Here is a 25517-nt window from a genome sequence, read left to right as displayed (position 1 = left end):
TTCCTGGATCAATCCAGTGATTGTCCTGTACAGTGTGAGCGACAGAATCGACCATGCAGCCAGCTATCTCCGTCGGAACCATCTTACAAAACCGCTACCGCATTCTCAACATCCTGGGGCATGGCGGCTTTGGTCGAACGTATTTAGCAGAAGATCAAGGGCGGTTTAATGAACTGTGTGCATTAAAAGAACTGACGCCACCGCAGGACAATCCTTACGCCCTGAATAAATCGAAAGAACTGTTTCAGCGAGAAGCACAGATTCTCTATCAGATTGAGCATCCTCAGATCCCTCAGTTTCGAGCCACCTTTGAGGAAGATCAGCGCTTATTTTTAGTGCAGGATTACGTTGAAGGCAAGACCTATCAGACGCTGCTCGACGAACGCAAACATCAAGGATTTGTGTTTTCTGAAAATGAAGTGTTGCAGCTTGTCAAGCAGGTCTTGCCCGTGTTGGCCTACATTCACGGTAAAGGGATCATTCACCGAGATATTGCGCCTGATAATGTGATATTGCGCGATCGCGACCAACTCCCTGTGTTAATTGATTTTGGGGTGGTGAAAGAGATTGCAACTCGGATGCAAGGCCCCGAAACCTTTAAGCAGCAAACGACGGTCGGTAAGCTTGGCTACGCTCCGAGTGAGCAGATGCAGACCGGACGCGCCTATCCCAACAGCGATCTTTATGCGTTAGCGGTCACAGCCCTCGTTCTGCTGACCGGACGAGACCCGCAAGAACTGTTCGACGAAAACACGATGACGTGGCAGTGGCAGCGCTACGTAAATGTGAATCCAACCTTTGCGCAAGTTTTGAATCGGATGTTGAGTTATCGCGTGGGCGATCGCTTTCAGTCTGCTAACGAAGTGATGCAGATGCTGCAAACACCTGGAACCCCTGCGCCTTATCCGCCTTCTATTGCTCCGCCCCCCGTCGCGCCGCCGCCTTCTGCGGTTCGTCCCGCTCAGCCTGATATGTCGCAAATGGCAACGCAAGCGATCGGACGACGCTCGACGCCAACCGCTACCCCCACCGAATTTGGGAATCGGGCACAACCGACGGTTCCAACGCGGAGTTCTATGTGGGATGATCCGTGGGCAGTCTTTGCGATCGGGACAGGACTCGTGCTGCTGGTTGGTCTCGGAGCCTGGGCAATTACGCGCGGCATTCTCACCGCTAATCAGCCGAGTCCCACTCCCACAACCACGATTTCGCCCTCGCCCCGTCCGAGTACGCCGAGTCCTCGTCCAAGTACGCCGAGTCCATCGCCTAGCGCTGAACCTGTAACGTACAGTCAAACGTTAGATCTCGCGCAAGGCAGCGCCTCGCGAGACGGCACGCTTCGAGCGAATCAGACGCTAAACTTGATCGTGCCAGCCCAAGAAGGGCAGGAACTCAGTGCCTCGGTGCAAGGGGAAGAGGTGTTGATGACCGTATTAGCCCCAGACGATCAGCCAGTTGACGCCCAAGCTAGTCGGACTCCGCGTTGGTCAGGAACGCTGCCCTACACCGGCAAATATGTGATTCAATTAAAGCCTGTGAAAGGTCTGCAAAAGGGTGCATATAAGCTCAACGTTGAGCTTGCATCGCCGCCTCCACCTCCTAGTCCTTCCCCAACCACTCCACCTCCAACGACCAATCCAACGGTGCAAACCGAGCGAATTAGCTTCCCTCCGGGACAAAAGGGCACTCAAGTCACTGGAAAAGCCAGTCCAACGCTGATTCAGCGCTATATTTTGAATGCCAGAGAAGGACAGTTGGCCACTGTACGCATTAGTCAGGGCGCTACGCTGGTGGTTCGCTATCCCGACGGACGAGTTGAAAATACAGGCGGTGCCGTGTGGCAGCAGAACCTAAGCGCATCGGGCGATTATGAGATTGATGTGATTGCGAATCAGGACACTAACTTTACCCTAGACGTGAATGTTCAGTAAACCAATTAATGCCCTTTTGATTGCTGGAACCGATACCAATGTGGGTAAGACGGTGTTGACCTCTGCGTTAGCCGCTTATTGGCAAACTTACTGCGCTCCGCACACGCTAGGGATGATGAAACCCTTTCAGACGGGAATGGGCGATCGCGAACACTATTTGCGATTGTTCAACTTAGACCAATCCCTAGAGGAACTAAATCCTGTTCATTTTGCAGCGCCGTTAGCGCCCCCGCTGGCTGCCGATCGCGAGGGAAAACGAGTCCAACCTGAACTGGCGTGGCAAGCGTTTGAAGCACTGCGATCGCGGCGAGACTTTGTTTTAGTAGAAGCTTTGGGCGGGCTGGGATCGCCGATTACTCACGAAACAACCGTCGCAGATTTAGCTTGGGATTGGCAGTTGCCTGTGGTGCTGGTTGTTCCGGTAAAATTAGGCGCGATCGGGCAAGCAGTAGCAAACGTAGCGCTGGCGCGTCAGTCTCGCCTGCATCTTAAAGGGATTGTACTCAGTTGCGTTCAGCCTTGCTCAGACGAGGAGGTAGAACAGTGGGCATCGGCAAGTTTGATTCAGTCGTTGACTGGCATTCCGGTGCTAGGATTGATTCCTCACTTGGCAGATGGGTGGGATTCAGTTGAGATTCCGCCCAGCGATGCTCGTACCAAATTGGCTCAGGTTGCATCTCATTTAGAATTAGAACGGCTGATGCCGCTTGTGTATGAATCGCTGTAGTAGAGCTTTGTTCTTGAGAGGTTGCCTTTATGAAGCCTGCGCTTAGCCAATTTGGAGTCGAAATGTCTCGCCTCTCTGGGGTGCGGGCAATCATGAAAGACATCATCGAAACGTTGAGAGCGGGCGCAGGACAAAATTTTATTAACCTTAGCGCGGGCAATCCTGTGATCCTTCCAGAGGTAGAGCAACTCTGGCGTGATTGCACCTTTGACCTGCTCGCTAGCCCTGACTATGGTGACGTAGTTTGTCGGTACGGCGCAAGTCAAGGATATCAACCGCTTGTTGATGCCGTAGTCCAAGATTTCAATCGACGCTATGGGCTAAGGTTGACCGATCGCAATGTTCTCATTACCCCAGGTAGCCAGAATCTTTATTTTCTGGCGGCAAATGCGTTTGGCGGTTATGCCGCGAATGGTGATCTGCGTAAGATTGTGTTGCCGCTTAGTCCAGACTACACCGGGTATGGTGGTGTCACTCTCACGCCCGAAGCGCTGATCGCCTACAAACCAGAATTAGACATTGATGAAGGTTCACATCGCTTTAAGTATCGCCCTGATTTCAGTAGGCTCACCATCAACGAACATACTGGATGCGTAATTTTCTCCCGTCCTTGCAACCCAACGGGCAATGTTCTGACTAACGATGAAGTGAATAAAATTACAACACTAGCAGCAGCGCATGACGTTCCGGTGCTAATTGATTCTGCTTATGCGCCGCCCTATCCAGCGCTTAATTTTACAGAAATGACTCCGACCTTTGGGGAGAATGTGCTGCACTGCATGAGTTTATCCAAAGCGGGATTGCCAGGAGAACGCATTGGCATTGCGATCGGGGATGCGGATATTATTGGCGTTCTCGAAGCATTTCAGACGAATTTGTGCATTCATTCGCCCCGATATGGACAAGCGATCGCGGCGCGTGCGATTCGGTCGGGAGCGCTGGGCGAGATTGCGGTCAACGTGATTCGACCGTTCTATCAGCAAAAGATCGCGGTTGTTGAAGAAGCGCTGAATCAAGCCATGCCGTCTGATTTGCCGTGGTTTTTGCATCGCGGCGAAGGGGCGATCTTCGCTTGGCTGTGGCTCAACAATCTGCCGGTCACAGACTGGGAGTTTTACCAGCAGCTTAAGTCCGTGGGCGTGATTGTGGTTCCGGGCAGTACTTTTTTCCCTGGGCTGCATGACGCGTGGGATCACAAGCAGCAATGCCTGCGCATTAGCCTGACCGGAACCGATGAAGAATTGCGAACGGCAATGCAACGATTGGCTGAGGTCTATGTGAAGACGATGAAAGCAACTCAGACACGTTAGGGTAGAAGAGGAATGATAGCTGATCTGTCCTCACCCCCAACCCCTCTCCTTAGGGAGAGGAAATTGATCCAATTATTTTTTCTTCTCAGGAGAGAAAGCTAGGGTGAGAGCGATTCAGACCCGAAGAATAATGTTCTAACTTTGACTTATGCAAGTTCAATTTCGAGAGTTTGATGCTTTTAACGTTTGGATGTGGATTGAGTTTGTCACCATTCCGTCTGAAATGGAGAAACAGTATGTTGAGGAGTTATTTAGCTCCTGGTTTTTCCTCGGTAAATTAGGCGGGTTTAATGCCGAAAATTTGCAGGTGCAAGATAGTGGACTCGATCTCAGCTACATGGTCTATGACGACGATACAGCTGAAGATTCGCTAATGTCGGTCATGCACAACATGGGCGACTTTGAGTACGACGCAAACTGGGGTCGCTGTTGGTTTGACTTGGGCACGAGCGATGCGATCGCACTAGATGTATTAATCAATTCGCTGAAGCAACTGAACAAAGATTACGTCACTATCGATCGCATCATCATTGGTGGTGAGAATGATGATTGGCGCGTTCCGGGCAGCAATAATCCAGATTTTGTTATGGATAACCAACTGAATTAGTTGCTGTGTTCGTAATCTTGAAACTTCCTTTTGAATTACGATCTACATCGCTGTAGATCAATTCGTGTGGGTAAGTTCATGAAATCAAACATTCGCGTGATTGTTCTGGGTTTGATTATCCACAACAATCGTCTGTTTGTATCAGAAGGGTTCGACTCGATCAAACAAGAAACCTTCTACCGCGCCTTGGGCGGCGGCGTGGAGTTTGGGGAGACAAGCCAAGCCGCCCTCCAACGAGAATTTCAGGAAGAGCTTCAGGCAGAATTAACCAACATTCGGTATTTGGGCTGTCTCGAAAGCTTCTTTACCTTTGAAGGCGAACCCGGACACGAATTAGTTCAGCTTTATCAATGCGATTTTGTGGACGCTCGTTTCTACCAAGAGCAGTCCTTCACGTTTATCGAAGGTGACGATCAAGGAGTTGCTCACTGGATTGATTTGGATCTGCTCAAGTCCAACTCGCTTCGCTTATGTCCTGACAATTGTTTGACCTATTTGCTTGTCTGACCTATTTACTTTGACGTGTCTGCTTTAGTGGCGTTGGTTCAGCAAAACTTGAATTGCGTTCATCATTTCGTTAGGAGGACAAGGCTTTGTGACGTAAGCATCTGCGCCTTGCTTGATGCCCCAATAGCGATCGAACTCTTCTGACTTAATCGAACACATCATGACCGGAATGCTATGAGTTCTGGGATCGCTTTTAATCCAGCGACACAGTTCATATCCATTCATGCGCGGCATGATGATGTCAGTGATCACAAGATCCGGCAGTGACGTTTGAAGTTGCGCGATCGCATCGACCCCATCGGCAGCGACCGCGACTTCAAACCCAATTTGGCGCAGTTGATCAGCAATCATCTCCCGCACGGTTACACTATCATCGACAATCAACACTGAGTTCATAGGCGCCTCATCATCGCAGGTTTAGACTGCTCTCTAGGTCATTTATTCATACAAAGAGTAATGGCTTCGTCCGGGTTTTGTGCAGAGAGCGTGAAGAGAACAGTCGGCTTTGTGAGGATGAGAGAGCAAGTCTAGTTCGCGGTTCCTCTGGAGTTTGCGCTTTGCGCTGATCGCGCACTTTGGGTAGCAGCGGATTGGATAGTGGATGTCACAGATGAATTGAAGTAGGGGCACGGTATGCTCTGCGGCAGAGGTTCTACCGTACCTTCAGCAGTTTCGTGATGAATTGCAATGTTTAGTCAGGACATCCTTGCGTTATTGTGATCACTAGTGACCTGAACAACCATCGCTGAGTATGACCCTGGCTCCTCACAAAAAGGCAAAAGCGCTTAAACCTTCCAGCCGCCGCCCTGCAAAAGAACTCTGTAGCGAATGTGGGCTGTGTGACACTCACTATATTCATTACGTGAAAGAGGCTTGCGCCTTTATCCATCAGCAAATTCCAGCACTCGAAGAACAAACTCATGGCAGGAGCCGTGACTTAGACAACTCCGATGATGTCTACTTTGGGGTCAATCAAGGCATGACGGCAGCCCGTAAGATCGAGCCGATTGCGGGCGCACAGTGGACAGGAATTGTCAGCTCGATTGCCATTCAAATGCTAGAAAGCGGCAAGGTTGAAGGCGTCGTGTGCGTTCAAAATACCGAAGAAGACCGATTTCAGCCAAAGCCAATTATTGCGCGATCGCGAGAAGAAATCTTAGCGGCAAGAGTGAATAAGCCAACTCTTTCGCCAAATCTATCGGTACTAGAGCAAATTGAGCAGTCTGGCATGAAGCGACTGCTCGTGATTGGAGTCGGGTGTCAAATTCAAGCTCTGCGAGCCGTAGAGAAGCAGTTGGGGCTAGAAAAGCTGTACGTGCTAGGGACGCCTTGTACCGATAATGTCACCCGCGCTGGATTGCAGACGTTTTTAGAAACAACGAGCCGCTCGCCGGAAACCGTGGTCTACTACGAATTCATGCAAGACTTTCAGGTTCATTTCAAGCACGAAGATGGCTCGACAGAGCTAGTCCCATTTTTCGGACTCAAAACCAACAAACTAAAAGATGTGTTTGCGCCCTCGTGTCTCAGTTGCTTTGACTACGTGAATTCGCTGGCAGATTTGGTCGTCGGCTATATGGGTGCACCTTTTGGCTGGCAGTGGATTGTAGTGAGAAACGATCGCGGTCAAGAAATGCTGGACTTGGTGGACGAGCAGATCGAAACGCAGCCTGTGATGTCGGCGGGCGATCGCAAAAATGCGGTGCAACAAAGCATCCCCGCCTACGATAAGGCTGTGACGCTGCCGATGTGGGCCGCTAAACTGATGGGCGTTGTGATCGAAAAGATTGGTCCAAAAGGCTTGGAGTATGCGCGGTTCTCAATTGATTCTCACTTTACCCGCAACTATTTGTACGTCAAACGTAACCATCCAGAAAAATTAGACCAACACGTTCCCCCCTACGCTCAACAGATTGTGTCGCAATACAAACTGCCGGACTAACAGGAAATGCGATTAGCGCAACGCGCAACTTCAAAGAACATGGCTTTGCCAAGCTCCGAAGGATTGTGCTTCCACAGCACTTCTTGAAACTGTGCCCTCACAGCACTTCTTGAAACGCGGTCTTCTCCGCGACCTGCTTTCCTTCATTCAATAAATAGTCGAAGAAGGCTTTTGCGATCGCGGAGAGTTGTTTTCCGGAGGGATGCACGACGTACCAATACCGCTCGATCGGGAACCCTTCCACATCCAGGACAACGAGTTGATTGTTTAACCCTTCTAACGCCAAGGTATGTTTTGAAAGAACTGATAATCCCATTCCACCTACGATCGCTTGCTTAATCGCTTCATTACTGCCCAAATCTAGTTTGACCTTCAACGGCATCCCATGCTCATCAAACAGTTTCTGTACGGCTTTGCGCGTCCCTGATCCGGGTTCTCGCATGATGAATGGCTCTTCTGCAATACGAGCGAGCGGGATATCTTTCTCGAACGCTAAAGGATGACTGCGAGGAGCCAGAACGACTAAGGGATTCTCCATAAAGGGATGCACTTCGGCATCGCTCTCATCCGGCAGTTGGCTCAGAATGTAGAGATCATCGCGATTGCCTGCCAAACTATCTAAGACGTACTGATGATTAGTGACGGTCAGAGAAATGTCGATACCAGGATAGCGTTGGCAAAACGGACCTAAAATGCGAGGAATCACATACTTTGCTGTCGTCACTACAGCTAGGCGTAATGTGCCTTGCTTGAGTCCTTTGAGATCGGCGATCGCAATTTCAAACTCGGTCATTCGTTGAAAAACATCTTGGCACGTTGCGTACAACTCTTTGCCAGCGGAGGTTAAGAACAGTTTTTTGCCAACTTGCTCAAACAATGGCAACCCGACGGTCTTCGATAGCTGCTTGACCTGCATTGACACGGTTGGTTGGGTCAAAAACAACTCTTCCGCCGCACGAGTGAAACTGCTGTGACGGGCGACAGCTTCAAAAACCTTTAGTTGATGGAGTGTTGCGTTTTGCACAATAACCTCTCCTTAAGGATTGATGATAACTTGGTGAACCAGCGATCGCAGAAAAACACCACCTATAGAGCAAAATCTATTTATTCTATTGATAGCAGTGATTTTGATTTATGGGTTTTGTAGTTATCATAATCCATAAGAGCATATGCTCCCTTCCAATCTAGCGTTGCACGGATCAAGATTTTGTTGGACAGGTTTTAGGCTGCGGTATTCACTTGTTTACAAGGGTTTTTGGCAGGTGATTTGCTTACAGTAGTCTCCTGGCTCCTTCGTATCAGACGTGCAACGCCTTTCTTAATCATTCATTCTTTGTGAAAGAAGCTTTGTAAAATTGGCGATCGCTAGATCAAACCATCTTTTGAGAATGTTCTAAATCACTTGAATAGGCTATTGAATGAAGGCTTTTCTTATGTTAGACGTCGTGTTCAAATAGCAAGTTGGTGAGTTTGTATGTCAAGTATTGTTGACATTTAGCGCGTTGGTGGCAGCCGTCTAAGCGGTTAATCTAGTCCATATGCTAAAGCAGCAAGTACCATTTACGGTATCTGATCGTAACGATCAGGCATCCTCAAAGCTGTCACCCGGAACGGTACAAACATCAGTTCAAATGCTCTTCAATCAACATGAATTCTGACGCTTCATGTCGTTCTTGGGAAATATATAAAATCTAATATAGAAGCTGATTTAGAGAAGTTAAACAGCATTACTTCTCTAAATCAGCTTCGCTAATTAAGCTCAACTTCACTGGAGTAGTTAAAGTAAAAAAAGCAACAGTTGTAGCGGCACAAATATGATTATTTTAATGAATTAACGATTAGGTTAGTAATAATGATAGGTTATTATTAACTAGATTAAATGATCTGGTTAAGTTTTAGATTTATCTTTCAAAGCTATTTCTATCTTCGAAGGTGCGATCGCACCTCTAGACTAGATGCGATTACTTACTATAGATGCGATCGCAGACCTGCTTAATTACTGTGCAGCTTCTGACTTTGTACTTGCCGTCTTGGAATTAAATCCCCCCGTGGAATCAAATCCCATCGGAGAGACAAAATCTCTAAACAAAGCAATTTGATCCTCGAATGAAAGTTGCTTAATCTGCTCTAGTACATCCTGAGAGTCAGAGGGAAGCTCGTATCCGGCAGGCATGGGAATGATGGTTCCATTGTTCATGCCTTGTGCCAGTAAATACCAAAACAGAAGCTTGGTTGTATCGCTGAGTGCAGCATACTCGCGAGAAATTTGCGTATCTTTCTGAGTAATGAGTGCTCGCTGTAGTTCTAACTGTTCGTCCTGAGATAGTTCTTTGACTTGAGCAAATAAGCCTTCTGCAATTTCTGGAGCCGCCGTACTTGCTCCTGGAGCCGCAGGCGTAATCGACTCTCCCATTTCCGTATAGACAAACCAAAATACAGCTAGTTGTTGGTCAACCTCTAGAGCTCGAAGCGCCTGAAGAATATCATCAGCGACATGAGAAGTTGTCATAAAACTTTTACCAAATTCAACTCCTGCACCTTACCAATGGTAAATTTTCTTTTCCCCTAGCATTGGGCAGACATTGCTTACCTGACTCTAGACAGAGGTGACGATCTCACAAGTGCATGACCCTTGAGGGTGAATTAGGTAAGGGTAAATATGCAACGACTGGAAGGGAAAGTCGCGATCGTTACGGGCGGGGGCGCAGGAATTGGGGAAGCAATTTGTCACAAATTTGCGAAAGAAGGCGCAAAAGTTGTCGTGAGCGGTTTGCCGAGTGATCCGATCGACGCGGTTGCAACAGCAATCACCCACTATGGCGGCACTGCGATCGCGTATCCGGGCGATGTATCTGAAGAAGCGTTTGCGAAAGGTTGCGTTGAAGCCGCGATCGCGGCGTATGGCAAGCTCGACATTCTAATCAACAACGCAGGTGTATTTCTAGCAACAGCAGAGATTGATCAATACCCAATCGAAGACTTTGACGCGACCATTCGCAACAATCTAAGGTCGGCATTCTTGATGACAAAATATGCCATTCCTTACCTCCAAAAAACCAACGGTAATATTGTCAGCGCTGGATCTGAAGCAGGGTTCAACGGCTTAGCGATGAACGCTCCTTACGGCGGTACAAAAGGCTGGATGCACTCCTTTATGATGGGCGTGGCGGTGGAACAGGCAAAGTATGGCATTCGAGCAAACTGTGTGTGCCCAGGCGCGACCGACACCGCTTGGACACACAAAGAAACGGGACCAATGACCCAGAAAATGGAGAAGATGCTGGTTGAAGCGACTCCGATGGCACGGCGTGGAACGCCCGAAGAGATGGCGAATATCTATGCCTTTCTTGCCTCGGATGAAGCGAGCTATGTCACGGGTGCGCTGTGGTTAGCCGATGGCGGCGTCACACCTGCGAAAGGATCAGTCGGAAAAGATACGCCGTTTTGGAAGCGCAGTACACCCGATGGAGAGCTGCGCCTTGAGCATGAGCGGGATGGTTTGCAGAACAAAGATACTCATCAAATCCAATAGCGAACCCAGGAATGAGAGGTTCTTGCTCGTTCCTTATTTGTGTGGAGGATTTGTGTGGAGGTTTACTATGCAGTTATTGGGCAAAGTTGCTGTCATTACAGGCGCAGGGTCAGGCATTGGGCAAGCGGCAGCGTCTTTGCTTGCCCAACAAGGCGCGATCGTGGCCAGCATTGATCGCTCCGCAGAAGAGGGAGAGGACACCGCGAAGCAGATTCAGCAGATGGGAGGGCAGGCGATGAGTGCGATCGCGGATGTCTCTCAGCCTGAGCAAGTGAAAGCGGCAATTGATGCGATCGCTCAACAATACGGTCGAATCGATATTGTTTTTGCAAACGCTGGAATCAACGGAGTTTGGGCACCGATTGATGAACTTTCTTCAGAAGATTGGAACCAAACAATTAACATTAACCTCAATGGAACGTTCTACACTGTGAAGTATGCTGTTCCCTATCTAAAACAACAAGGCGGTTCTATTATTGTGACTGCTTCGATTAACGGGACTCGCGTCTTCAGCAATACTGGAGCAACAGCTTATGCCTCTACTAAAGCGGCCCAGGTTGCCTTCACTAAAATGATTGCATTGGAATTAGCAAAACATCGGATTCGTGCCAATGTGATTTGTCCAGGTGCAATTGAAACTAATATAAAAGATAATACCGAGAGCAGACATCTCGATGCGATCAAAGAACCGGTCGAATTTCCTGAAGGCGATATTCCTCTGACCGATGGGGGTCTTGGTGCTGCCGAACAAGTGGCTCAACTCGTGCTTTTTCTTGCCTCTGATACGTCTAGCCACATCACCGGAACAGAGGTCTGGATTGATGGCGGTCAATCTCTACTATTGGGCTAGTCTTTTCTAGACCTAAATTCGTTCTCTCTCCGTTTTATACTTTTTATACTGTTGCCACTATGCCTCAAGTTTTTGGAAAACTGCCCACCAGCCAGCAGCCTTGGTCTAGTCTTGAATCGGTTCAAACTATTGCGATCGAAGGACAAGACATTCACCTCGACTGTGGCACTCCTCAAGTAAAGCTCAGCATTCTGGCGGCAAATTTGATTCGAGTTCGATTAGCGCCCAAAGGTGAGTTTTTGCCACGACGATCGTGGGCCGTGACCAAACCCGATGAAGACTGGGAAGCCGTTTCCTTTCAAACTGAGGAAGAAGAAGGCGTACTGTCGATCCGCACCGAACAACTCCAGATCAAAATCGAGCGCAACCCGTGTCGAATCCAATGTTTTGACTCCAAGGGACAGCCATTTGCTCGTGATACAGAATTGGGTATGGGCTGGCGACTAGGCCAAATCGCAGCTTGGAAACAGATTGAGCCGGACGAACACTTCTATGGATTTGGTGAACGATCAGGACTGCTGGATAAGCGATCGGAGATTAAAACGAACTGGACAGTAGACGCTTTAGACTACTCATCGATTAGTGATGAGATGTACCAAGCGATTCCATTTTTCATCACTTTACGTCCGGGTCTTGTCTACGGAATTTTTCTCAACAGCACGCACTGGAGCCGATTTGATCTTGGAGCCACAACTCCGGGCGTTCTACAAATGCAAGCACATGGTACTGAACTCGACTACTACATCATTCACGGTTCAACCCCGGCAGATATTCTCAACACCTATACCGAACTCACCGGACGAATGCCCTTACCGCCGAAGTGGGCGCTCGGCTATCATCAATGCCGTTGGAGTTATGAATCAGAAGACGTGGTGCGGCAGCTTGCTCACGAGTTCCGATCGCGGCAGATTCCCTGCGATGTGATTCATCTCGATATTGACTACATGCGCGGCTACCGCGTGTTCACCTGGAGCCCAAAACGGTTTCCTGATCCGGCAAAACTGATTGGAGATCTCAAGCAAGATGGCTTTCAAACAGTAACGATCGTCGATCCGGGCGTGAAGTATGAACCCGATGGTGAGTATGAGGTGTATCACGAAGGCTTAGAAAAGGACTGCTTTGTTCGTAATGCAGACGGCAGTTTAGTTTACGGTTACGTGTGGCCTGATAAATCGGTGTTTCCAGATTTTCTCCGTCCAGAGGTGCGCCAGTGGTGGGGGGACTGGCAGCGCACTCTCACTGATGTAGGCGTTGCCGGAATCTGGAACGACATGAACGAGCCGACGCTAGACGAGCGTCCGTTTGGAGACAATGGCGATAAAGTTCCGTTTCCCCTCGATGCACCTCAAGGACCGATGGACGAAGGCGGAACCCATGCCGAAACTCACAATCTCTACGGTTACAACATGGCGCGATCGGCGGCGGAAGGACTAGAACGCCTCAGACCAAATCAGCGATCGTTTGTCCTAACGCGCTCTGGTTTCGCCGGAATTCAGCGCTGGTCGTCGGTGTGGATGGGCGACAATCAATCGCTGTGGGAACACCTGGAAATATCGATTCCGATGTTATGCAACATGGGGCTTTCAGGCGTCGGATTTGTCGGCGCAGATATTGGTGGATTTGCAGGCAATGCTACGGCAGAGCTATTCGCCCGATGGATGCAAGTCGGACTGCTCTATCCATTTATGCGTGGGCATTCCGCACTCCTAAGCGCTCAACACGAACCTTGGGTGTTTGGAGAACGCACGGAACAAATTTGCCGCGAATACATTGAGCTACGCTATAAGCTGCTGCCATATCTCTACTCGTTTTTCTGGCAAGCTAGCACCACAGGCGCACCAATTTTACGCCCCTTGCTTTACGACTATCCCAACGATCCTAAAACCTATGAACTCCACGATCAGGTCTTGCTAGGCTCAGATATTATGGCGGCTCCAGTGTACCGTCCGGGTGTAGAATATCGAGCTGTTTATCTGCCAGAGGGCACATGGTATGACTGGTGGACGGGAGAGCGCTACAACGGCAATTCACACATTCTCGCTCACGCACCGTTAGAACGAATGCCAATGTATATCCGATCAGGTGCGATCGTACCAATGCAACCTGTGATGCAATATGTTGACCAACATCCTGTCGATCAGTTAAGAGTACGCATTTGGCAAGGTGACGGAGAATTTACGCTCTACGAAGACGATGGCACGTCCTACGAGTATCAATCCGGTGCATGGGCAACTACAACCTTTCGCGTTCAACAGCAGAACGACGCAACGCTGGTTGAGGTCGAGGCACGTCAAGGAAATTGGCAGCCAACAGAGCGCACCATCATTATCGAACTTGTGGGAGTGGATGAACAGACCTTCACAGACGATGGAGAAGTACATCAACTCCGCTTTTCATGAAAACTCTCTTACCTGAGCCAACTGCTAAATCGCACCCAGACGTGATATAAAGGTCAAGGATTTGTTACATAAACTCATGTGACAGAATCATTGAGCTTTTTGCCGATCGGTGCGGCTTCCTGGAGGTGCGCGATCGCTAAACCAGCTCGACGATGGCTTGGCAAGTTTTAGCACGCCGTTTAACCGGGTTGAACAGTCTGCTAGTTGCCTAGAGAGGCTTTCGCGTGCATTTTCATCCATACCTGAAGAGAAAAATATTCATGACGGCATCCCTCACGCCCGAAAATTTAGCCCTTCCTTCACCTAGTGACCTTCAAATCAAAGATATTTTGGCAACCCTGCCCCGCGAGTGCTTTCAAAAAGACAGGCGAAAAGCTTGGTCGATGGTCGTTGCCAGCATTGCGATGGTAGGTTTGGGCTATTGGGCGATCGCGGCTTCTCCGTGGTTTTTATTACCCATCGCTTGGATTTTTACCGGAACCGCACTGACGGGCTTTTTCGTCATCGGTCACGACTGCGGACACCGCTCGTTTGCCAAGCGCAAATGGGTAAATGATTGGGTCGGGCATCTGTTCATGGCTCCGTTGATCTACCCATTTCACTGCTGGCGGTTGCTGCACGATAAGCACCACAATCACACCAACAAAATGGATGTCGATAATGCTTGGCAACCCTTTCGCACCGAGTTTTATGAAAGCATGAATGCGGGTCAACAGGTGGGATATCGCCTCATGCGCGGTTACTTCTGGTGGATCGGCTCGATTCTGCATTGGGCGCTGATTCACTTCAAGCTAGAGAACTACAACCCTAGAGATCACCAAAAAGTGAAAGTGTCGATCGGGGTGGTGGTAGCATTTGCCGCGATCGCATTTCCAACGTTGATTCTTACTACTGGAGTGTGGGGCTTTGTGAAATTCTGGCTCATGCCGTGGCTGGTGTATCACTTCTGGATGAGCACCTTCACGATCGTGCATCACACCTTACCCGACATTCAATTCCGCGAACCGGAAGACTGGAATGCGGCAGAGGCTCAGCTATTTGGAACGGTACACTGTGAATATCCGGGCTGGGTCGAGTTTCTCTGCCACCACATCAATGTCCATATTCCGCACCACCTCTCAACGGCAATCCCGTCCTACAATCTGCGCTTGGCGCACGAAAGCTTGCAAAAGACGTGGGGAAGTCAGCTACAAGAGCATCGTTTCTCCTGGAAGTTAATGCGACAGATTGCTGAGCTTTGTCACTTGTATCACCCAGAGTATGCGTATCAATCGTTCAAAGATTACGATCAAAGCAAAGTGATGCGTTAATCGTTCGACTAAATAGTTTCTAAGCAAGGAATAAAGGTTTCGTTTCCCAAAGGGGAAGAACACTTAAAATTCCTTGCTTTTTTGTTGAGCAATGATCGACCAATGATGAAAACCACTTACTTGGGAAGCTGGGGAGGTGGTAAAGGCGTCTGCGATCGCAAGATCTCCGGTGATTGGGCAGGAGTTACCACTGGCAGAGAAGGTGCTGATTTTCTAGCCGTAGATTTGGGTGGAGCTACGTTCGGAACAGAGAGAGGTAATGGAGGACTAGCTGCCGGACTCGACATCCCCCCGCCCACTGTTCCACCGACTGTGCCGAGATTAAGCGTGCCAAAATCAAGCAGTAGTTTTGCCGACTTGTAGTAAGTGGCCCATCGACGCGAATCAGGCTGAGTGCGCCACTGCTCACGACTGACGTTGATCGACAGAATTGGGGCTTCTAAGCCACTGGCTTGACCTGTGACAATTACTGAAGTATTACTCGTCAAAATGTCTTTATCGAAACTTCGCTGCACAGCAGCCCGTGCCGCTAGTTCTGCCCGTCGCGCTAGAGACTCAAAGCTCTCGCTAGGCAAGCGAACGAGCGCTAGATCAACCCGTGCTACAGAGGCTTGAGCCGCTCTTGGCGAAACGATCGTAGTATCGATTCCCCACAGTAGTCCAGACAGACCGAACGCTAGCGTAACCCTGAACGCAAATTTTGAGTGTGAAGCCATGAATTTAGAAGTAACAAAAGAATCAAACTCAGAATGGACAGCAAATCGTCTGATTGATCAGAGTTTGATGTTTCAAAAAAGCCTTTTTTTTCTATCATGTGTTTGTTTGCACGTTATTTTTGAAGCGTGGATCACAAATGTACTTCCGAGGTGTCTGCGATGGCCAACTATTGGGCAATTACAGTAGGTATTAATCACTATCGTTCTCTTCAGCCGCTTAATTTTGCCCAACAAGATGCACAGTCCCTCTGTGAAGCCTTGGTTAGTGAAGCCGGTTTTTTACCCGATCACTGTATTCTCATGACTGACACTTCTCCAGAAGTAGTAGGTCGCTCAACGTATCCCAGTCGAGACAACTTGCAGCACTGGATTAGCTTTTTTAAGCAAGAATTGGCCCGTCCCGAAGATTGGGTATGGGTGTTTTTCAGTGGCTATGGCGTCTGCCTCGACGGACAAGATTATTTATTAGGCATTGAAGGCAATCCTGCCGACGTCGCTTCAACAGGCGTCACGATGCGATCGCTGTTTGAGCAACTCAGCACTCTGCCGACCGAGCGCTTGCTGCTGCTGCTCGACATCAACCATAGTCAAGGCATCTTAGCCGGAGAGAATCTTGGCGCTCAAACTGCGGCGTTAGCCAAAGAATTTGGCGTTCCCACACTGCTGTCGTGTCGCCCGGACGAGTTTTCTCACGAAGTCATGGCGCTCAATCAGGGATTATTTACAACCGCGCTGGTAGAAGGACTGCGATCGCATCAATGCTCGACGCTCTCTGGGCTAGAAGAGTTTATGACCGCCCGTCTTCCTGAACTATGCAATCACCACGATCGCCCAGTGCAGCATCCAGTTCTCGTGGTCTCGAATCCAGAACAGGTCTATCAGGTCATCACTCCGGTCAATTGGGCAGAAACCGAGCCGTGGAAACCAGCTATTCCCAATCCGTTTACGGTTGAAGACGACTTTTTTGACACCTCCATTATGGATGCCGCTCCTGTCGCTATAGAAGCACCTCCTGCATCTTATATTCAGGAAACCCCGAATGTCATGGAACTAGATTCCCAACCCGATCCGGTATTTCTACCTCTAAAACCCGTTGCTCCTCCAAAGTTAGAGCCTAAGCCCGCAAAGGTAGCAGTCAGCAATGCCCCGGACGAATCTCTGTGGGAGAAAGTTTTGTTTGGGGGTAGCGCCCTGCTGCTAGTCTTGCTGCTCGGTGTGCTGTGGCGACAGCGTGATAATTTCTTTGGGCAACAAACCGCAACCCCGCCCGCTGTCAATAGTTCCAATGGCGCTCAATCTGCTTCAGCCCCAGTTGATGGCGTTTCGTCTCAAGGTTCAAAACCTGCCGCGCAACAGAACTCATCTGGCGCAACTCCAAAAGCAGTTGCTCCGCCAGCAACCGCTAGTCAGCAAGTTTTAGAGAATGCGCGATCGCTGATCAAGCCAGTTAACGCTTCCGATGCCAACAAAGCGATCTTACTTGCGCTGAAAATTCCTCCATCTGATCCTCTTTATAATCAAGCTCAGCAAGATATTAAGCGCTGGAGCAGCGATATTTTAGAGATATCGCAGAAACGCGCTCAGCAAAAGAACTATAAGCAAGCGATCGCTGCCGCGCAACTAGTTCCAAGAGAGAGCCCTCAAATTTACGCTGAAGCCCAAAAGTCGATCAAACAGTGGCAGAAGGCACGCTAATGTCCGACTTTAAAGCGACACGGATTAAGCAGAACTGGCACAGGCTTAGCGCTCCAATTTTGGAGCGCTAAGCCTGTGCGAATCGAGATGGCAAAAGCGTTGATCGAGTTTGGGTTTCGGGAGATGGGGTTAAGAGAGATTCGAGGCATTTCTGTCAGTGCAAATTTGCGCGTTGCCTGATTAGCACAGCGATATGGATTTGTGGTCATTGGCACACCTCCTAGCTCAGACTGGATGCGATCGCGAGGATGGAACCAAGTTGAATGGCAGCTTACCCGGAAGTCGTGGGAGAGGTTGTTAGCCGCTGCTGATTTAGGTTGAACTCAATTCAACGTTTTCTTTTTCATTCTGATCCGCGCTCAAACAAGCTAAGCGATGTTCTGCTGTTATGATTGGCTGCGTATCCTGTAAACGTTGCGCTTTCGCGAATAGTGTGTAAGTCATTATGCCTGGTCAGCCATTTTTGAAACCTCTAAGCTTGCTCATGGTGAGCGGGCTGCTTTCCCTCAGTCCTCTAGTGTTACCCCCTCAATTGCCCTTTGTAGTGGCCCAAACGCCAGAAAAATCGGCTGAAGCGATCGTCAATCAGGGCTTGCAGTTTGTACAACAAAGACGACTGAATGACGCGATCGCATCATTTCGCGAAGCCGCTCGCCTCAATCCAAGATTAACCGCAGCACACTACAACTTAGGACTCGCGCTCCGGCAACAAGGACAACTCCAGGGCGCTGCCGACGCGTTTTATCTCGCGACGCAATCGAGTCCCAATTTCGCCTTGGCCTACGCCAACTTGGGAGCCGCACTGCTAGAAGGCAGTAATCTACCGCAAGCAAAACAGTATTTACAGCGGTCGCTCGATCTTGACCCAAAATTAGGATTGTCCCACTACAATCTTGGACTGCTTTTGGCACAATCCGGCGACCAGCAGGGCGCAATCAAGGCGTTTCAGCAAGCGGCAAAACTAAGCGAGAATGCCTCAGAACCGCTCTACCATTTGGGATTAGTCTATCAGCGTCAAGGTAAATCAGCTGATGCGATCGCCGCATTTAAACAAGCAATTAGGCGCAATCCAAGTTATGCAGTCGCCCACTATAGTTTGGGATCAATTCTCTATACCCAAAACGATTTAGAGGGCGCACTATCTGCCTTTCGGCAAGCCACTAAAGCCAATCCAAAATTTGCTAATGCTTACTACGCGGCGGGTCTAGCGTTTGTGCGAAAAGGAAATTTGCAAGAAGCCAAACGAATACTTGCCTATGCCAAAGATCTTTATTCTGCTCAAGGCAATTCGCCGTGGGCAACGAAAACGCAACAGCAGCTTCAACGGTTGAGCAATCGCTAAGGGAAATTGGAACTGATGCCAACTTCCCCCGACCTGTTAGCGGAAAGAATCTAAATCTAGGGCGGCAGATCCGCCTTCTTCGATTTGAGCTAAGATCTTGCCCAGTTGCGACCACACCAGCCAACTGGTAAAAATCGTCATCGGAACCGCGATCGCATAGGCAAGTTTCGTCGGAAATCCAAAAATCTCAACGCCCGCCGCAAGAAAGAAGCACGCGCCGCCTGCCATGCCTAAAAACGGCAGGAAAAGATTGAATCCACGCATATTCGCGAGGCTACGAGTCGAGCGATTTTGAGACCAGTCTCGAACCGATTGTGTCAGCACGGCCTGAAACGCTAATCCCGAGGCAAGACTAGCAAGCAGACCTGCACACAACAGAAGATAGGGAGGCTGAGGAAAAAAGTAATTCACGGTGTGTTGGGAGGGGTTATAGATCAGACCAGGAATCGTTACCTTTCGTCATCTGTAATCCTATAACGATTCGTCCTCAGGTTAGGGTCTCGAATTTGTGAGAGGCATCATTGACGGAATCAGAGCGGCAGCGCGAGTAGTCGAGAAGCTTGCTAACGCGCCCCATGCTGCACCCAAGATGCGAGCGGGTTGAATGTCATCTTTGATCAGGTTCCACAACTGTTGAACTTCTTCGGTATGGAGGCGATCATCTTCGGTAAGGGCTAAGAGTAGCTGCTGACGAAGATATCGTCCTTCATCTGAAAGCAGATAGCTTAAGCCGAGCTGAGCGGTTGGTAAAAGGTCAAAGCTACTGTCTGACCGCGCGATCGCAATCATGTTTTCCAAGCGCTGCCACTGGAATTTTCCATCCTTGAACAGAACTTCGATCAGGCGACGACGCAATCGCGGCGATTCTCCGGTGAGCAATCGACGGGCGACATAGGGGTAGGCCACCTCGACGATTTTGAAATTAGGATTGAGAGTCAGCGCCAAGCCTTCTTGAGTGACGAGTGATCGGATAATCAGCGCAAATTTCGCAGGTACTCGGAAGGGATAGTCGTACATCAACTCGCTAAAACGATCGGTAATCGTTTTGAAGTTGAAATCTCGGACGCTCTCGCCCATGATGTCACCGAGAACCGATTCGAGCGCAGGTACGATCGGGTAGATGTCGGTTCCGGGAGCCAAAAACCCAAGCTTGACGAAATCGTGGGCTAAGTCTGTGTAATCTTTATTAATTAGGTGTACAACGGCATCAACGAGCGTTTCTTTCGCTTCTTCTTCAAGCTGATCCATCATGCCAAAGTCGATAAACGCCATTTGAGCGCCGCGATCTCCAGCAACAGCAAACAGGTTGCCAGGATGCGGATCGGCATGAAAGAAGCCATACTCCAATAGTTGACGCAGCCCTGCTGTGACGCCGATGCGGATCAGCGCATCGGAATTCATGCCAGCTTGCTGAATTGACACCGTATCGGTCAACTTGAAGCCGTGAATCCACTCCAGAACTAAAACTCGCTGCGTGCAGTGCCGCCAGTAGATTTTGGGCACTTTCACGGTTGGATCGTTGCGGAAGTTGTTCGCGAATTTCTCAGCATTGCGTCCTTCGTTGAGATAGTCAATCTCCTCAAACAGCTTGGTTCCAAATTCATCCACAATCAACGTCAGATCGTGTCCCAAATTCAACGGCAACCAAGGAGACAGCCATCCCGCCGCCCACCGCATAAGATACAAATCAAGCGTCAATGTGGGTAGCAGATTTGGACGCTGAACCTTGATTGCAACCTCTTCTCCAGTTTTGAGGCGTGCTTTATAAACCTGTGCCAGACTCGCTGCCGCGATCGGGTCTGGAGAGAAGTCATCAAAAACCTCATCGATTTCTGCGTCTAGATCTAGACGCAGAATGCGAAACGCAATGTCGTTAGGAAACGGCGGTAGCCGATCTTGCAGTTTAATTAGTTCATCTAGAAAATCTCGCCGAATCAGATCAGGACGTGTAGAGAGTGCCTGTCCGACTTTAATGAATGCTGGGCCTAACGCCGTCAGAAGGTGCCGCAATTGCGCGGCGCGATGAGGTTTTTCCCGCTCTGATTGGTCAAACCACTGATCAAACTTGAGTCCAAGAATGAAACCAGCGAAGTACCAAATGATTCGCAGCGATCGCCAAATGGCTCGCCACGGGCGGAGACTGTAGTATCGTGCGATCGCGGCAGCGTCATACTGTCTTAGGTGAGAAAGGGAAATTCGACCCACGGGTTTTTAATACCTCTTGAAACGAAGGATGCGGACAACCATCACCAGCAGTTGAGCCTTGCAACCGTATTTTCCACTTCTACTAACTCCTTTCATCACAAGTTTAATGATCAAAGGCTCAGCGAATCTCTTGATGCCCGACTGCCGCTTGAAGGATTACCATTTGTTGCTTTACATATCATTCTAGTATATAAAACTACAACTTCTGAAACGGAAAAGAGCCAAACCAAAATGCGGCTCAAATTGAGACCAGGCAAGAATGGCAAGCTTTTTGCCAACGAAAATTAGGCTCGCTTCAAGCTAACGAATCTTTCAAACTGTAAACAACTTGGTCTTGTTGCAGTTCAGACAGTTCGGGAAACATTGGCAAGGACAGCACTTCGCGGGCAGCGCGATCGGCTTCTGGCAATTGACCGAGTTGATAGCCCAACGACTGGTAAATCGGCTGTTGATGCAGCGGATAGGGGTAGTAAATCATCGATGTGACCCCTCTTTCTTGCAAGGCACGTTTGACCGCATCGCGGCGTTCGGCTTCGGTTTCAGTCACTCGAATTGTGTACTGATTCCAAACGCAGCGCCCGCCTGCAATTTCATGAGGCAGAACAAGGTCAGAAAGCGGTGATAAAAGCTGATGGTAGCGATCAGCAACGCGGCGACGCTGCTCGTTCCAAGTGTCTAGATAGCGAAGCTTGATTTGCAGAATAGCCGCTTGAATCGCATCGAGTCGGCTGTTGACGCCATGTTCTTCGTGATAGTAGCCACTGCGCCGCCCGTGGTCGCGTAGCATTTTGACCGTAGCGGCAAGTTCAGGATCGTTCGTGATGATCGCGCCGCCGTCACCACATGCGCCGAGATTTTTGGTTGGATAAAAGCTAAAACAGCCAACATGTCCGATGCTGCCCACCTTTTGACCTGCCCATTCAGCTCCCGTAGCTTGAGCGCAGTCTTCGATCACGGCTAAATTGTGAGCGGTCGCGATCGCCATCAACCGCGTCATATCGACGGGTTGCCCGAACAGATGGATGGGAACGATCGCTTTCGTTTGGGGGGTAATGGCAGCTTCAACTTGATCTAAATTGAAGTTAAACGTGCGCGGATCGATGTCAACAAACACAGGCGTTGCCCCGACCGCGCTAATCGTTTCTGCGGTGGCAATGAAGGTAAAGGGCGAGGTGATGACGTGATCTCCTGCCCCGATCTTGAGCGATCGCAAGGCAAGGTAGAGAGCGTCTGTTCCCGAATTGCAGGTTACGCATTCGGAGGCTCCAATGTAGGTGGCAAACTGGTTTTCAAAATTTTCAATCGTTGCGCCGCCGATATAACGACCGGAGGCAAGCACCTCTAAAACGGCTTGATTGATATCGGAACCAATGAGCTTGAACTGTTCTGAAAGGTCAAAAGGGGGAATGGTAGTCACTCAGTTTCACCACGTACCTTGAAGGGGATCTAATAAAGCTTTAGACCGTGAAGTGACTACATTGTTTCAATAAACTTACAATCTGGCAAGATGAGGGACGGAGTAGTAGAGAAGGGACAGAGTATTGAACGCTGAAGCCGTAGATTCGTTCGGTCAGATTTTTTGGGCGTTGGGATTAGTCGTTGCTGCGATCGCTCTCTCTCTCTGGCAGCGCCTCGGACTCGAAGGCAATCTTCTCATCGCGACCGGACGAGCGATTCTTCAACTCGTCGTCGTGGGCTACGTCCTCACGGTTGTATTCGCTCCGCCGCAGAGTCCATTCTTAATTCTGTTTGTCGCCATCATTCTGCTGCTGGTCGCCGCGATCGTCACTCGCAATCGCATCAGTCAAAAGCTGCCGCGCTTAATGCCTTGGGTCATTGGGTCGTTGGGCGTCAGTACAGCCCTGACGGTTGGCTATGCTCAACTGCTCATTGTGCAGGCGCAGCCCTGGTATAACCCACAGTTTCTGATTCCGTTGGTTGCGATCGTCCTCAGTAATGCGATGAATGGAGCCGCGATCGCCGGAGAGCGATTGGTCAGTACCCTCACGTCAAATCGGGCGGAAATCGAGACGCATCTGAGTTTAGGTGCAACCCCGACTCAAGCGATCGCGACCTATCGCCGAGATGCCATTCGGGCGGGAGTGCTGCCAACGCTGAACACGATGACGATTGTTGGATTAGCAACTCTTCCTAGTATTTTGAGCGGTCAGTTGCTCGGCGGCGCAAATCCGATTCAAGCGATCGCGCTGCAAATTGTGGTGTTGATCCTGCTGGCGGTTGCGTCATTGATTTGCGCGATCGCCTTGACGACGGGAATTTGTCGGCAATTTTTTAACTCAGCGTCACAACTCGTTCAGCTATGACCTGATCATGACCTGATTAGAGTGACGAACGGTGCCCATCACAAATTACGAATAATCGATTACAAACTACTGTCTTGTTGTATAAGAGAGGTACATTCCAGCATATTTTTTCCTGGCGGTGTCTTAATTCTGTCCTTGAACACTATTCTTAAACGATCGGTTCCCTCGTTTTTCAAGGGCATTGCGCTTTTTACACCAGGCGGCGATTTAGTCTATTGCATCGATCCTAGTAAGCGGGGGCGATGGCATCTCAATTTGTGTACTGCGCTGCAAGATATTTTAGAACTGCCGGAACCGCCTCATTTTCTCGTGCCGTGCTATACAGCCACCCTCGATCGCTGGTTTGACACCAAGGTGCAGCAGACGCGAATTTTTGCTGAGGCGTACCCTCCCGTTTTTCGCTATCGATCGCTGCTCAACGCCGTTTTTGAAACCGATGTCCATTGGCAGATGGCTCCATTGCCTGAAGGCTTATGCGATCCAGTAGTGATTGATCAGTATCGCCATCAGTTTCCTCAGCTTTGGGAAAATCACGATTTAGTCTTTCGTCTAGAATCGCACCCCAGTCCACCACCGACGTTTGCTCAAACGAGTCCGCCGCAAATTTCGGCCTCTCCCTATCCCCAAGGCTATGTGCTGCGACTGTTTGTGTCGGGCTACAGCGCGGCGACTCAACGCATTTTGCAGAATTTGCACGAACTGTTAGAGCAATCTCTCGAATCTCCTTATACCCTGAAGATAATTGACATTTTTAAGCATCCAGAACAAGCAGAATTAGATCAGATCACCGCAACGCCGACCTTGGTTAAGGTTTACCCGAAGCCAGTACGTCGGATTGCCGGAAATTTAGAAGATGGCGATCGCATTCTACACATGCTCGGTGCGCTAGAAGAAAGGGAATGAATCATGGTGGATGAGATTTTAGAACGGGCATTGGCTGGAGAAGATATTGCACCAGAGGATGGCGTTGCGCTGCTGCACCAAACGGATGTCAAAGCCATTGAACGGATTCGCGAGACTGCCGATCACTTGCGGCAACGACAAGCGGGCGAAACCGTGACTTATGTGATCAATCGCAATATCAATTTCACAAATATTTGTGAGCAGCACTGTAGCTTCTGTGCCTTTCGTCGAGATAGTGGTGACGAAGGAGCCTACTGGCTAAATGAAGTACAGATTTTAGAAAAAACGACGGATGCGGTTAAGCGAAACGCAACTGAAATCTGTATGCAAGGCGGATTGAATCTAGACGCAAAGCTCAAGGGTTCATCGCTGTCTTTTTATGTGCAACTGATTCAAACCATCAAGTCAGCATTTCCGCAGTTACATCTTCATGCGTTCTCTCCGCAAGAAGTCCAATTTATCGCGCGAGAAGATAACCTCTCGTTTGCCGAGGTGATTGCAGCCCTGCGAGAGGCAGGCGTTGATTCGATGCCTGGAACGGCTGCCGAAGTGCTGGATGATGGGGTGCGAAAAATTCTTTGCCCAGAAAAGTTAAACAGCACAACCTGGTTGGAGGTTGTTCAGACGGCGCATCAGCAAGGCATTCCAACCACCAGCACCATGCTATCCGGGCACATTGAAACACCAGAGCAGCAGATGCAGCATTTAGACTTACTGCGATCACTGCAACAATCTGCTAAACGGCATGGATACACCGGCATCACAGAATTCATTCTGCTGCCCTTTGTCGGACAAGACGCCCCAAAACCTCTGCGGCGGCGTGTCGGGCGCGATCAGCCTGTCCTGTCTGACTCGCTCTTACTGATGGCAGTCGCCCGAATTTTCCTTGGCAATTGGATTCCGAACCATCAGCCCAGTTGGGTAAAGCTCGGACTGCCAGGCGCGATCGAAGCGCTGCGGTGGGGTTGCAACGACATCGGCGGAACCCTGATGGAAGAACACATCACCACGATGGCAGGCGCGATCGGCGGAACCTGTATGGAAGTCGAAACCTTGCAGAGCGCAATTGCTAAAATTGGCAGACCGTTTGCGCAACGCGACACCCTTTATCGAGCGATCCCTCGGAGATTGGCAGAGCCAATCGTGCAACCCGTCCTGCTCTAGACTGTTCTATACCCAAAATTCTCGCCCCAGATCCGTTAGACTTTGCTACAGTG

24 protein-coding genes are annotated in these 25517 nt (G+C 49.6%); 15 read left to right on the top strand and 9 right to left on the bottom strand.

Going from position 1 to position 25517, the window contains the following annotated elements; translation table 11 throughout:
- The first annotated feature begins 53 nt into the window (after positions 1-53).
- From AC5I6P_RS02110 to AC5I6P_RS02090, 5 genes are all read left to right on the top strand, one after another.
- Positions 54-1931, top strand: a complete 1878-nt coding sequence (locus tag AC5I6P_RS02110; RefSeq protein ID WP_495692111.1) for a protein kinase domain-containing protein — start codon at positions 54-56, stop codon at positions 1929-1931.
- Positions 1921-2658: a dethiobiotin synthase gene (gene bioD / locus AC5I6P_RS02105; protein WP_495692110.1), complete on the top strand. Its 738-nt coding sequence runs from the start codon at positions 1921-1923 to the stop codon at positions 2656-2658. The genes AC5I6P_RS02110 and bioD overlap by 11 nt, the downstream gene beginning before the upstream one ends.
- A 29-nt stretch (positions 2659-2687) precedes the next feature.
- Positions 2688-3968 (top strand): valine--pyruvate transaminase, encoded by a 1281-nt coding sequence (locus AC5I6P_RS02100; RefSeq protein WP_495692109.1) that lies wholly within the window; start codon positions 2688-2690, stop codon positions 3966-3968.
- A gap of 148 nt (positions 3969-4116) precedes the next feature.
- Complete coding sequence (locus tag AC5I6P_RS02095) at positions 4117-4575, top strand: DUF3531 family protein (RefSeq protein WP_495692108.1); 459 nt, start codon at positions 4117-4119, stop codon at positions 4573-4575.
- 78 nt (positions 4576-4653) lie between these two features.
- Positions 4654-5082, top strand: a complete 429-nt coding sequence (locus AC5I6P_RS02090) for an NUDIX hydrolase (RefSeq protein WP_495692107.1) — start codon at positions 4654-4656, stop codon at positions 5080-5082.
- A gap of 24 nt (positions 5083-5106) precedes the next feature.
- Here the strand turns inward: AC5I6P_RS02090 and AC5I6P_RS02085 are convergent, their stop codons facing one another.
- Positions 5107-5478: a response regulator gene (locus AC5I6P_RS02085; protein ID WP_495692106.1), complete on the bottom strand. Its 372-nt coding sequence runs from the start codon at positions 5476-5478 to the stop codon at positions 5107-5109.
- Positions 5479-5833: 355 nt separating this feature from the next.
- On the opposite strand from AC5I6P_RS02085, the gene AC5I6P_RS02080 reads away from it, so the two are divergent.
- Entirely contained in the window at positions 5834-7024 is a 1191-nt protein-coding gene (locus AC5I6P_RS02080) for a Coenzyme F420 hydrogenase/dehydrogenase, beta subunit C-terminal domain (RefSeq protein WP_495692105.1), read from the top strand.
- A 97-nt stretch (positions 7025-7121) separates the two neighbouring features.
- Here the strand turns inward: AC5I6P_RS02080 and AC5I6P_RS02075 are convergent, their stop codons facing one another.
- Both AC5I6P_RS02075 and AC5I6P_RS02070 read right to left on the bottom strand, forming a co-directional pair.
- Complete coding sequence (locus AC5I6P_RS02075; protein WP_495692104.1) at positions 7122-8048, bottom strand: LysR family transcriptional regulator; 927 nt, start codon at positions 8046-8048, stop codon at positions 7122-7124.
- Positions 8049-9020: 972 nt separating this feature from the next.
- Complete coding sequence (locus AC5I6P_RS02070) at positions 9021-9533, bottom strand: orange carotenoid protein N-terminal domain-containing protein (protein WP_495692103.1); 513 nt, start codon at positions 9531-9533, stop codon at positions 9021-9023.
- A gap of 150 nt (positions 9534-9683) precedes the next feature.
- Here AC5I6P_RS02070 and AC5I6P_RS02065 point away from each other — a divergent pair, with 150 nt between their 5' ends.
- From AC5I6P_RS02065 to AC5I6P_RS02055, 3 genes are all read left to right on the top strand, one after another.
- Positions 9684-10556: an SDR family NAD(P)-dependent oxidoreductase gene (locus AC5I6P_RS02065; protein WP_495692102.1), complete on the top strand. Its 873-nt coding sequence runs from the start codon at positions 9684-9686 to the stop codon at positions 10554-10556.
- Between the two features lie 67 nt (positions 10557-10623).
- Complete coding sequence (locus AC5I6P_RS02060; protein WP_495692101.1) at positions 10624-11406, top strand: SDR family oxidoreductase; 783 nt, start codon at positions 10624-10626, stop codon at positions 11404-11406.
- 59 nt (positions 11407-11465) lie between these two features.
- Entirely contained in the window at positions 11466-13805 is a 2340-nt protein-coding gene (locus tag AC5I6P_RS02055) for a glycoside hydrolase family 31 protein (RefSeq protein WP_495692100.1), read from the top strand.
- 87 nt (positions 13806-13892) lie between these two features.
- Here AC5I6P_RS02055 and AC5I6P_RS02050 read toward each other — a convergent pair whose 3' ends face one another.
- Complete coding sequence (locus AC5I6P_RS02050) at positions 13893-14045, bottom strand: hypothetical protein (protein WP_495692099.1); 153 nt, start codon at positions 14043-14045, stop codon at positions 13893-13895.
- A gap of 20 nt (positions 14046-14065) precedes the next feature.
- Between AC5I6P_RS02050 and AC5I6P_RS02045 the strand changes: the two genes are divergently transcribed.
- Complete coding sequence (locus tag AC5I6P_RS02045) at positions 14066-15115, top strand: fatty acid desaturase (protein WP_495692098.1); 1050 nt, start codon at positions 14066-14068, stop codon at positions 15113-15115.
- Positions 15116-15231: 116 nt separating this feature from the next.
- Here AC5I6P_RS02045 and AC5I6P_RS02040 read toward each other — a convergent pair whose 3' ends face one another.
- Positions 15232-15831, bottom strand: coding sequence for a hypothetical protein (locus AC5I6P_RS02040; protein ID WP_495692097.1), 600 nt, complete (start codon positions 15829-15831; stop codon positions 15232-15234).
- 159 nt (positions 15832-15990) lie between these two features.
- Between AC5I6P_RS02040 and AC5I6P_RS02035 the strand changes: the two genes are divergently transcribed.
- A complete protein-coding gene (locus AC5I6P_RS02035; protein WP_495692096.1) occupies positions 15991-17526 on the top strand; it encodes a caspase family protein in 1536 nt (511 codons plus the stop codon).
- On the opposite strand, the gene AC5I6P_RS02030 is transcribed toward AC5I6P_RS02035, so the two are convergent.
- Positions 17523-17735 (bottom strand): hypothetical protein, encoded by a 213-nt coding sequence (locus tag AC5I6P_RS02030; RefSeq protein WP_495692095.1) that lies wholly within the window; start codon positions 17733-17735, stop codon positions 17523-17525. The two genes, AC5I6P_RS02035 and AC5I6P_RS02030, sit on opposite strands and share 4 nt — an antisense overlap.
- A 236-nt stretch (positions 17736-17971) precedes the next feature.
- Between AC5I6P_RS02030 and AC5I6P_RS02025 the strand changes: the two genes are divergently transcribed.
- On the top strand, positions 17972-18868 hold the full coding sequence (locus AC5I6P_RS02025) for a tetratricopeptide repeat protein (RefSeq protein WP_495692094.1): 897 nt from the start codon (positions 17972-17974) through the stop codon (positions 18866-18868).
- A 36-nt stretch (positions 18869-18904) separates the two neighbouring features.
- Here the strand turns inward: AC5I6P_RS02025 and AC5I6P_RS02020 are convergent, their stop codons facing one another.
- The 3 genes from AC5I6P_RS02020 to AC5I6P_RS02010 all read right to left on the bottom strand — a co-directional run bounded on the left by AC5I6P_RS02020 (position 18905) and on the right by AC5I6P_RS02010 (position 22490).
- Positions 18905-19279, bottom strand: a complete 375-nt coding sequence (locus tag AC5I6P_RS02020; RefSeq protein WP_495692093.1) for a hypothetical protein — start codon at positions 19277-19279, stop codon at positions 18905-18907.
- An 81-nt stretch (positions 19280-19360) separates the two neighbouring features.
- On the bottom strand, positions 19361-21073 hold the full coding sequence (locus AC5I6P_RS02015) for an ABC1 kinase family protein (protein WP_495692092.1): 1713 nt from the start codon (positions 21071-21073) through the stop codon (positions 19361-19363).
- Between the two features lie 295 nt (positions 21074-21368).
- On the bottom strand, positions 21369-22490 hold the full coding sequence (locus AC5I6P_RS02010) for a DegT/DnrJ/EryC1/StrS family aminotransferase (RefSeq protein WP_495692091.1): 1122 nt from the start codon (positions 22488-22490) through the stop codon (positions 21369-21371).
- Positions 22491-22614: 124 nt separating this feature from the next.
- On the opposite strand from AC5I6P_RS02010, the gene AC5I6P_RS02005 reads away from it, so the two are divergent.
- The 3 genes from AC5I6P_RS02005 (at position 22615) to cofH (ending at position 25464) form a co-directional block, all read left to right on the top strand.
- Positions 22615-23397, top strand: a complete 783-nt coding sequence (locus tag AC5I6P_RS02005) for an ABC transporter permease (RefSeq protein ID WP_495692090.1) — start codon at positions 22615-22617, stop codon at positions 23395-23397.
- 135 nt (positions 23398-23532) lie between these two features.
- Positions 23533-24300 (top strand): circadian clock KaiB family protein, encoded by a 768-nt coding sequence (locus tag AC5I6P_RS02000; RefSeq protein ID WP_495692089.1) that lies wholly within the window; start codon positions 23533-23535, stop codon positions 24298-24300.
- Positions 24301-24303: 3 nt separating this feature from the next.
- Positions 24304-25464: a 7,8-didemethyl-8-hydroxy-5-deazariboflavin synthase subunit CofH gene (gene cofH, locus AC5I6P_RS01995; protein ID WP_495692088.1), complete on the top strand. Its 1161-nt coding sequence runs from the start codon at positions 24304-24306 to the stop codon at positions 25462-25464.
- The last annotated feature ends 53 nt before the right edge of the window (positions 25465-25517 follow it).

The organism is Myxacorys sp. (assembly GCF_059501405.1).
The sequence above is the reverse complement of the archived record's forward strand: the minus strand, read 5'-3'. Positions and strand labels throughout refer to the sequence as shown.